Here is a 7,673-nt window from a genome sequence, read left to right on the forward strand (position 1 = left end):
CGGTCGTACTCGAACGTCAGCACCCGGTACCAGCCCGGCTCGAACGCGATCACCGAGAAGTCCCCGGCCGCGCAGCGCCGCGCCCAGATGTAGTCCTCGCACAGACCGGGGAGTTCGACGTCGCCGATCAGGGCGGTCAGCGTAGCCGGGGTGCCGGGGAAGGCGATGCCGGCCAGCTTGCGCACTGTGCTGCGCCCACCGTCGCAGCCCACGAGGTAGCGGGCGCGCAGTGACGTGGGTGCCCCCTCCGCCGTACGCAGCCCGACCGTCACGCCCGCCTCGTCCTGGCCGAACCCGCTCACCTCGGACGACCAGCGCACCCGCACTCCGAGTTCGGTGGCCCACTCCTCCAGCAGCCGTTCGACGGCGGACTGAAGGATCATCAGCGGGAGCGGGTGCCTGGACTCGACCCCGTCGAAGTCCAGCCTGAGCGCGGAGAAGTGGCCCACCTTCTGCAGGGTGCCAGCCGCGAGGAAGCGGTCCAGGACACCGCGCTGGTCCAGCACTTCCAGGGTGCGCGAGTGCATCCCGCCGGCTCGCGACTCACCGGTCCGTTCCGCGAGGCGTTCCACTAGCGTCACATCGACGCCCGCCAGGCGCAGCTCGCAGGCCAGCATCAGACCGGTAGGTCCGGCGCCCGCAATCACCACGTCTGTGTCCATGCCGGTGTGTCCCACGCCGCCTCCCCTGTCCCGTACGCCTCGTAGGCACCCTCATCGCGTTCACCCTCACGGGCAGTGGATCTGCCGGTCAAGGGACGACGCCCGTCCGGGACCGTGCAGGAGGCGGTCGGAAGCAGGCCGGCCCGCCGTGGCCGAGGGCGTCGACGAAGCTGGTGTGTCACCGGTCCCGGGTCAGGCGCCACTTGCCGGTATCCGCATCCTGTTCCCAGCGGGGCCGTCCGCGGCGGGCCTCGTCGATGCCCAGGGCTGCGACCTGCGGCAGAGGTGCTTCGGCGACGTCGCGGGCCTGCGCGCGGAAGGCTTCCATCACGGTCGGCCAGGACAGATGCAGATCCCGCGTGGCCTGGATGACCGTGGAGCCGACATCCTGTATGCGGCGCCCGGCTGCACCCCGCAGCCGGGCGGTCAGCCTGGCACCCGCCGGGATCTGCTCGGTGAAGGACCGCCGCGGGCAGTCGGCCTCGCGGCACCACCAGCGGCGCTTGTGCCAGCGGTACTCCAATCCGCTCTCGCCGTAAGGGAGATCGCGCGGCCGGGTCACCGCCGAGCCCCTCACTCGGGTGGCGAACACCCCGCAGGCCGGGCAGGCCCTGGTCGTCTCGTCGACCGTGACCAGGTGGACGCAGAACAATCATGCAGGAGCCACGGGCTTGGTCAACGGTATGACGTTGCTGCTCGATCTGGACGGGGTGTCCGTCGTGCGGGTCGAGCGGCTGGCTGACGGAGGACGCAGGGTCGAGAACAGAAATGATCACGCAGGCCCAGGGGCGCTCTGCGTCCAGGGGACGATCACCACTACGGTCACACACTGTGACACCACGTCAGTAACCGAGACGAGGCGCATCCCTCAACTTCGAAGACCTGGTAATCCACGCGCTCTCGGTTCGGCTGACTGGAGGGACTGGCTGAAAGTCGAATTGAGCGGGCCCACTCGGGGCCGTTGCCCGGCATAGTGGCACACAGTCGCAGCTGGATACAGGGCCGGGCGGACGAGCGGGAGTTCGGTGATTTCGCAGCCCTTGCGACTGCGCCGGTCCACTTCTAACGTCCCGCCAGTGACATCGGCGTTCCGGGATACCCCGGGTGGCGGATGTCCCGGCGACAGGACAATGCCGACCGGTGAACCGCTCGGCCCTGGCGAGTTTTCCATGTCGGGTCACCCCGTGACCGCTAAGGACGGTGGCGCAGTGAGCATGAACCCCTTCGACGACGAGAACGGCAACTTCTACGTCGTGGTCAACGACGAGGAGCAGCATTCCCTGTGGCCGGTGTTCGCCGAGGTGCCCGCGGGCTGGCGGGTGGTGTTCGGCGAGGCGGGCAGGGCCGAGTGCCTGGAGTACGTGGAGCAGAACTGGACCGATCTGCGGCCGAAGAGCCTGCGGGAGGCCATGGCGGCGGATTGAACACCGCCGGCGAAGGCGCCACGGAGCACAGCCGAGGCGGTCCGCTCGTCGCCCGCCGGTCCAGGTGCACCGGCTTTGCTCGGCCCGACAGCACCAGAGGTCGCGCAACGCACACCGCAGGGCGGTCTGTGTCGGGCCGGCCGCATGTCGCCCGAGGCGCCCAGGGAGCGCCGTTCCTCCTGGCGCGTCGGCGGCTCGTCAGCCCGGACAACCGTCACAACGGAGTTGGTCGATGATTCTCCAGGGAAAGCGGGTCGCCCTGCCCTCGGTGCCCGTCGTCCACAAGCGGTTCGAGGCGCACGCGCGAGCCACCCCGGACGCGGTCGCCGTCCGTTGCGCCGAACAACAGGTGACCTACGCCGAACTGGACGCCATGGCCAACCGGTTCGCGCACTTCCTCACCGCGCGCGGCCACGGCCGGGGGGACAGGGTCGGTGTCTGTCTCGACTACTCGACGGACATGCTCGTCGCCATCCTCGGCACCCTGAAAGCGGGTGCGGCCTACATACCGTTCGATCCGTCCTACCCGGCGGCGAGGCTCCGGCTGCTGCTGGGGCAGGTCCCCGATCTCGCCCTGCTCGTGGCCTCCCCGGCGACCACCGGGCTGGTCGAGGCGGAGGCCACCGAGGTCTTCGCCCCAGAACGGCTGGCCGACCGGCTCGAAGGGCTCCCGGTGACCCCGCCCGAGGCCCCGGTCACCGGGGACGACGTGTGCTACGCGGTCTTCACGTCCGGGTCGACAGGCACGCCGAAGCTGACGGCGGTACGGCACGAGGGCTGGTTCAACCTCCTGAACTGGCTGGAGCTCGAGTACCGCCTGCACCGTGGCTCGCACAACCTCGTCGTCAGCGCGTTCGGCTTCGACCTTTCCCAGCGCAGCCTGATGATGCCGTTGTTCTGCGGCGCCACGCAGCACCTGATGGCGAGCCGCAACTTCGACACCGCGATGGCCTACCGCCTGCTGACGCGGCACGACATACGCACGGTGCACTGCGCGTCCAGCACCATGTACCTGCTGGTGGACTGGGAGACCGCACGCGGCGGCGAGGCGCTCACCAAGCTGGACTACGTGCTGTTCGGTGGGGAGCCGCTGCACGCCGAACGGATCGCGGACTGGGCGCGGCGCGAGGGGAACGCCTGCACCCTCCTGCACCAGTACGGGGTCGCCGAGTGCACGGATGTCGCGTCGTCGTACGACCTGTCCGGCCACTGGTCCGGCAGACACGACATCGCACCGGTCGGCCGGCCGGTGCACAACACGCAGATCCACATTCTTGACGAGCGGGCACGCGGAGTCGCGGCGGGGGAGTACGGAGAGATCTGCATCTCCGGCACCGGTGTCGGCGCGGGCTACCTGAACGGCAGCAGCCCGGAATCCGAGCGGTTCACGACGGTCGAGGTCGACGGCGTACCGCGCAGGCTGTACCGGACAGGCGATCGCGGCTGCGCGACCGAGGCTGGGGACCTCGTCGTCGTCGGCCGGATGGACGCACAGGTGAAGGTGCGGGGCATGCGCATCGATCCCGCCGACATCGAGCGCGCGCTCGGCAGGCTGACCGGGGTCCGGCAGGCCGCCGTGGTCCCCGGGGACACCGGTTCCGGCGAGGTCGAGCTGATCGCGTTCGTCGTTCCGGTCGGGGACGACCTCGCAGAGCACGAGGTGCGCGCCCGCCTCCTGGAAACGCTGCCGCGGAACATGGTTCCCGCCAGATTCCTCAGCATTCGGCGCATTCCGCTGAGTCCGCACGGCAAAGCGGACCGCGCGGCACTCGTTGAGGAGTTTCAGCACCGGTACGCCGGAACCGGCACGACGACATAGTCAACGAGTCTTGATGGCAAACGAGAGGACTGTGATGATTGTCGATAGAGTGCGCGCCATCTGGTGCCGGGAACTTCAACTCGATGACATATCTGTCGACGACAACTTCTTCGCCCTGGGCGGCCAATCTGTAATCATGGCCAGAATTCAGGGGGCTTTCCTGGAGGAACTTGGCGTCGAAGTTCCTATGGACCAGCTGTTTCTCAACCCGACAGTGGCGTCGATTTCCGAGTACATCGAATTTTCGGGTGCGGTATCCCAAAAGTAAGAGCGGGCCATGTACGACGTCGTTGTCATCGGTGCCCGGTGCGCGGGTTCGGCGGCGGCCATGTTGTTCGCTCGGCAGGGGTACCGCGTCCTGCTCCTGGAGAAGGCGCGGTTCCCGCAGGACACACTGTCCTCCCACTACATCCATCAGCCGGGTGTGGCGCTGCTCGACCGGTGGGGGCTGCTCGACGAGCTCCGTGACGCGGGCTGCCGGCCGATCGACCACCAGAGCTACGAAGCGCCCGGTGTCCGGCTGGACGGCTTTTCCCTGCCGGTCGGCGGCCACAGGACCACGTACGCGCCGAGGCGGTTCGTGCTCGACCCGGTCCTCGCGGGCGGCGCTGTGGCGTCCGGCGTGGAGTTCCGTGAGGCCTGCGCGGTCAGCGATCTGCTCTTCGAGGACGACCGGGTCGTCGGGGTGCGCCTCAAGACGTCCTCGGGTGCCGAGGTGACGGAAGGGGCGCGGCTGGTCGTCGGCGCCGACGGGATGCGATCGCTGGTGGCCCAGAAGGTGGGTGCACCGAACGTCGTCGAGCACCCGCGCATGACCTGCACGTACTACAGCTACTGGGAAGGGGTTCCCGGGCACTTCGAGCTGTACGAGCGTCCGGGGCGCTGGATCGGCGCCATCCCCACCAACGACGACCTCAAGCTGATCATGGCGTACTTTCCGCAGAGCGAATTCGCCGAGGTCCGCACCGCGGCGGAACCCGCCCTCCTCGAAGCCGTTCGTACGACGGCCCCCGAGCTGTACGAGCGGATGTCGGCGGGCAGCCGCGTGGAGCAGATGTACGGTACGGGGCACCAGGAGAACTTCTTCCGCAAGGCCCACGGGCCCGGCTGGGTGTTGCTCGGTGACGCGGTGCACCACAAGGACTCCATCACCGCCCGCGGTATCACCGACGCCTTCCTCCAGGCCCAGTTGCTGACCGAGCACATCGGCGGGCAACTGCACGACGACGTCTCGCTCAACGCGGCGCTCAGACGTTATGAGAACGACCTCGCCAATACCTTCCTCGACTTCTACCAGGGCGCACTCAACGTGGCCGAACTCAAGGCCGGACGGCAGACGGAGATGCTGCGGAAGCTGGTCGGTCACCAGGACCTGATCGACCTGTACTTCTCCACGGTGTCGGGCGCGTGCACCTTCGACGACTTCTACAACGACAAGCTCTTGGCGGTACTCGACCAAAGCTGAGTGTCGGATCGACCCCTGGTCGTTCTGTCGATTTGGAGACACATTGATCCCGTTGTCATTCGCGCAGCGCCGACTGTGGTTCGTGGACCGGTTCGAAGGCCCGTCGGCGACGTACAACGGCGCTTTCGCACTGCGGCTCACCGGTGAGCTGGACCCTGACGCGCTGGAGGCGGCGTTCCGCGATCTCATCGGCAGACACGAGGCCCTCCGTACCGTGATCGTCGAGGACGACGACGGCGTACCCCACCAGCGGGTGCTGCCGTCGGAAGAGGTGCCCTTCGCCCTCCCCCTCGTCGAGGTCGCCGGGGAGGAGGAGCGGGTGGCGGTCCTGGAGGAGACGGCCACCGCCTCCTTCGACCTGGCCACCGATGTGCCGATCCGCGCCCGGCTGGTGAGGAGCGCGCCCCACGAGCACTTCCTGGCGCTGGTGGTCCACCACATCGCCCTGGACGGCGAGTCCATGGGGCCGCTGCTGCGCGATCTGACCCTGGCGTACACGTCCCGCCGACAGGGCCGGCCACCGGCGTGGGAGCCGCTCCCAGTCCAGTATGCCGACTACACCCTCTGGCACCGGGACGTGCTCGGTGACGAGTCCGATCCGGACAGCCTGGCGTCCAGGCAACTGGCGTACTGGCGGCAGACCCTGGCCGGCCTGCCGCAGCCCCTGGCCCTGCCCGCCGACCGCCCGCGTCCGAGGACCATGAGCCGCCGCGGTGACATGGTCCGCTTCTCGATCGGCCCCGACCTGCTCCGGTCCGTGGAGAAGCTGGCGGCGCAGGAGGACGTCACCGTCTCCATGGTCATGCACTCCGCGCTCGCGGTGCTCCTGTACCACCGCGGCTGCGGCGACGACGGGCCCATCGCCGCACCGATCGCCGGCCGTACCGACGAGGAACTCCGGGACCTCGTTGGGTTCTTCGTCAATACCTGGGTGCTGCGCGTCGACCTGTCGCGGAATCCGACGTTCCAGGAACTGCTCCAGCGGGTGCGGGTGCGGTCCCTGGCCGCGTACGACAACCAGGACATGCCGTTCGAGCGGCTGGTTGAGCTGTTGAACCCGGACCGGTCCACCGCCTATCACCCGTTCTTCCAGGTGATGCTCTCCTGGCAGCCGCCCGTGCCGGAGCTGAAGGTCCCCGGCCTCACGGTCCGGGCCGCAAGGCTCGAGACCCGAACGGCCAAGTTCGACCTGTTCTTCGACATGGTGCCGAACGGGTCCGGCGCGGCGGAGTGCCGTCTGGAGTACGCCACCGACCTGTTCGACCAGAGAACGGCCGAGGGCCTGGCGCGGAGGTTCGTCCGCGTACTGGGCCGGCTCATGGCCGACTCCGGGCGCGGGATCGGTGGCATCGACGCGCTCGACGCGGTCGAGCGGGACCGGCTCCTGACCGCGTTCAACGCCACCGCCACCGCGGAGCCCGGGCTGACGATCCCGGAGCTGTTCGAGGGCCAGGTCGCCCGGACACCCGACGCGCCTGCCCTTGTGTGCGAGGACCGTACGCTGACCTACCGGGAGCTCGACGACCGGGCGAACGGCGTCGCGTGGGAGCTGATCCGGCGCGGAGCCGGTCCGGAAGACCTGGTGGTGCTCGCGCTGCCGCGCACCGAGGACCTGGTCGTGGGCCTGCTCGGAATCCTCAAGTCCGGTGCCGCGTACCTGCCGATGGACCCGCAGTACCGCGCCGGGCGGGCGGATACCGTGCTGGCCGAGGCCGCCCCGCGGTTCGCGGTCACCGACGCCAGGACATGGCAGGCTCTGCCGCGCAACGACATACCGATCGTCGACCTCGACCACCGCGCGGAGTGGGAGGCGTCCGAGAAGGCGCCGGACAACGCCGCCCGCCTGGCGCCGCTGGGCCCGGACAACCTGGCGTACGTGATGTACACCTCCGGCTCCACGGGCAGGCCGAAGGGCGCGGCGATCACCCAGCGCAACGTCGTGAACGGGATCCAGGAACTGGTGCGTGTGCTGGACACGCCGCCCGGGTGGCGGATGCTGGCCGGCACCTCGGTGAACTTCGACGTCTCGGTCTTTGAACTGCTGACCGCTCTGTCCACCGGCGGCACGGCCGAGGTGGTGCCCAACGCGCTGGTCCTCGGTGAGCGGGATACCTGGGACGGCCACATGATCAGCGCTGTCCCCTCGGTGCTCAGTGAACTGGTCGGCCACCTGGAGCGGGCACCCGGGGTGCGCACCGTCGTCCTCGCGGGCGAGATCCTCCCCGCCCGGCTGGTGCGGCAGGTCCGCGAGGCGCTGCCCGGCGTGCGGGTGGTGAACTCCTCCGGGCAGAGCGAGAGCTTCT

7 protein-coding genes are annotated in these 7,673 nt (G+C 69.0%); 5 read left to right on the forward strand and 2 right to left on the reverse strand.

What is annotated here, in order from left to right; genetic code table 11:
- Both RM812_RS40055 and RM812_RS43235 read right to left on the reverse strand, forming a co-directional pair.
- On the reverse strand, positions 1 to 662 hold a 662-nt coding region (locus tag RM812_RS40055), incomplete at its 3' end, for an FAD-dependent monooxygenase (protein ID WP_311585602.1).
- Between the two features lie 178 nt (positions 663 to 840).
- Positions 841 to 1,314 carry a transposase family protein gene (locus RM812_RS43235; RefSeq protein WP_394816597.1) on the reverse strand — a complete coding sequence of 158 codons (474 nt, stop codon included), beginning with the start codon at positions 1,312 to 1,314 and terminating at the stop codon, positions 841 to 843.
- A 556-nt stretch (positions 1,315 to 1,870) separates the two neighbouring features.
- Between RM812_RS43235 and RM812_RS40065 the strand changes: the two genes are divergently transcribed.
- From RM812_RS40065 to RM812_RS40085, 5 genes are all read left to right on the forward strand, one after another.
- Positions 1,871 to 2,086, forward strand: coding sequence for an MbtH family protein (locus RM812_RS40065; RefSeq protein WP_311585604.1), 216 nt, complete (start codon positions 1,871 to 1,873; stop codon positions 2,084 to 2,086).
- A gap of 232 nt (positions 2,087 to 2,318) precedes the next feature.
- Positions 2,319 to 3,905 (forward strand): amino acid adenylation domain-containing protein, encoded by a 1,587-nt coding sequence (locus RM812_RS40070; RefSeq protein WP_311585606.1) that lies wholly within the window; start codon positions 2,319 to 2,321, stop codon positions 3,903 to 3,905.
- 49 nt (positions 3,906 to 3,954) lie between these two features.
- The gene (locus RM812_RS40075) at positions 3,955 to 4,173 is read left to right on the forward strand and encodes a phosphopantetheine-binding protein (RefSeq protein ID WP_311585608.1); all 219 of its coding nucleotides are present in this window, start codon (positions 3,955 to 3,957) and stop codon (positions 4,171 to 4,173) included.
- A gap of 9 nt (positions 4,174 to 4,182) precedes the next feature.
- Positions 4,183 to 5,370 carry an NAD(P)/FAD-dependent oxidoreductase gene (locus RM812_RS40080; protein WP_311585611.1) on the forward strand — a complete coding sequence of 396 codons (1,188 nt, stop codon included), beginning with the start codon at positions 4,183 to 4,185 and terminating at the stop codon, positions 5,368 to 5,370.
- Positions 5,371 to 5,422: 52 nt separating this feature from the next.
- Positions 5,423 to 7,673: condensation domain-containing protein (locus RM812_RS40085; protein WP_311585613.1), on the forward strand; the 2,251-nt coding region annotated here is incomplete at its 3' end.

It is taken from the genome of Streptomyces lancefieldiae, assembly GCF_031845825.1.
Lineage (GTDB): Bacteria > Actinomycetota > Actinomycetes > Streptomycetales > Streptomycetaceae > Streptomyces > Streptomyces lancefieldiae.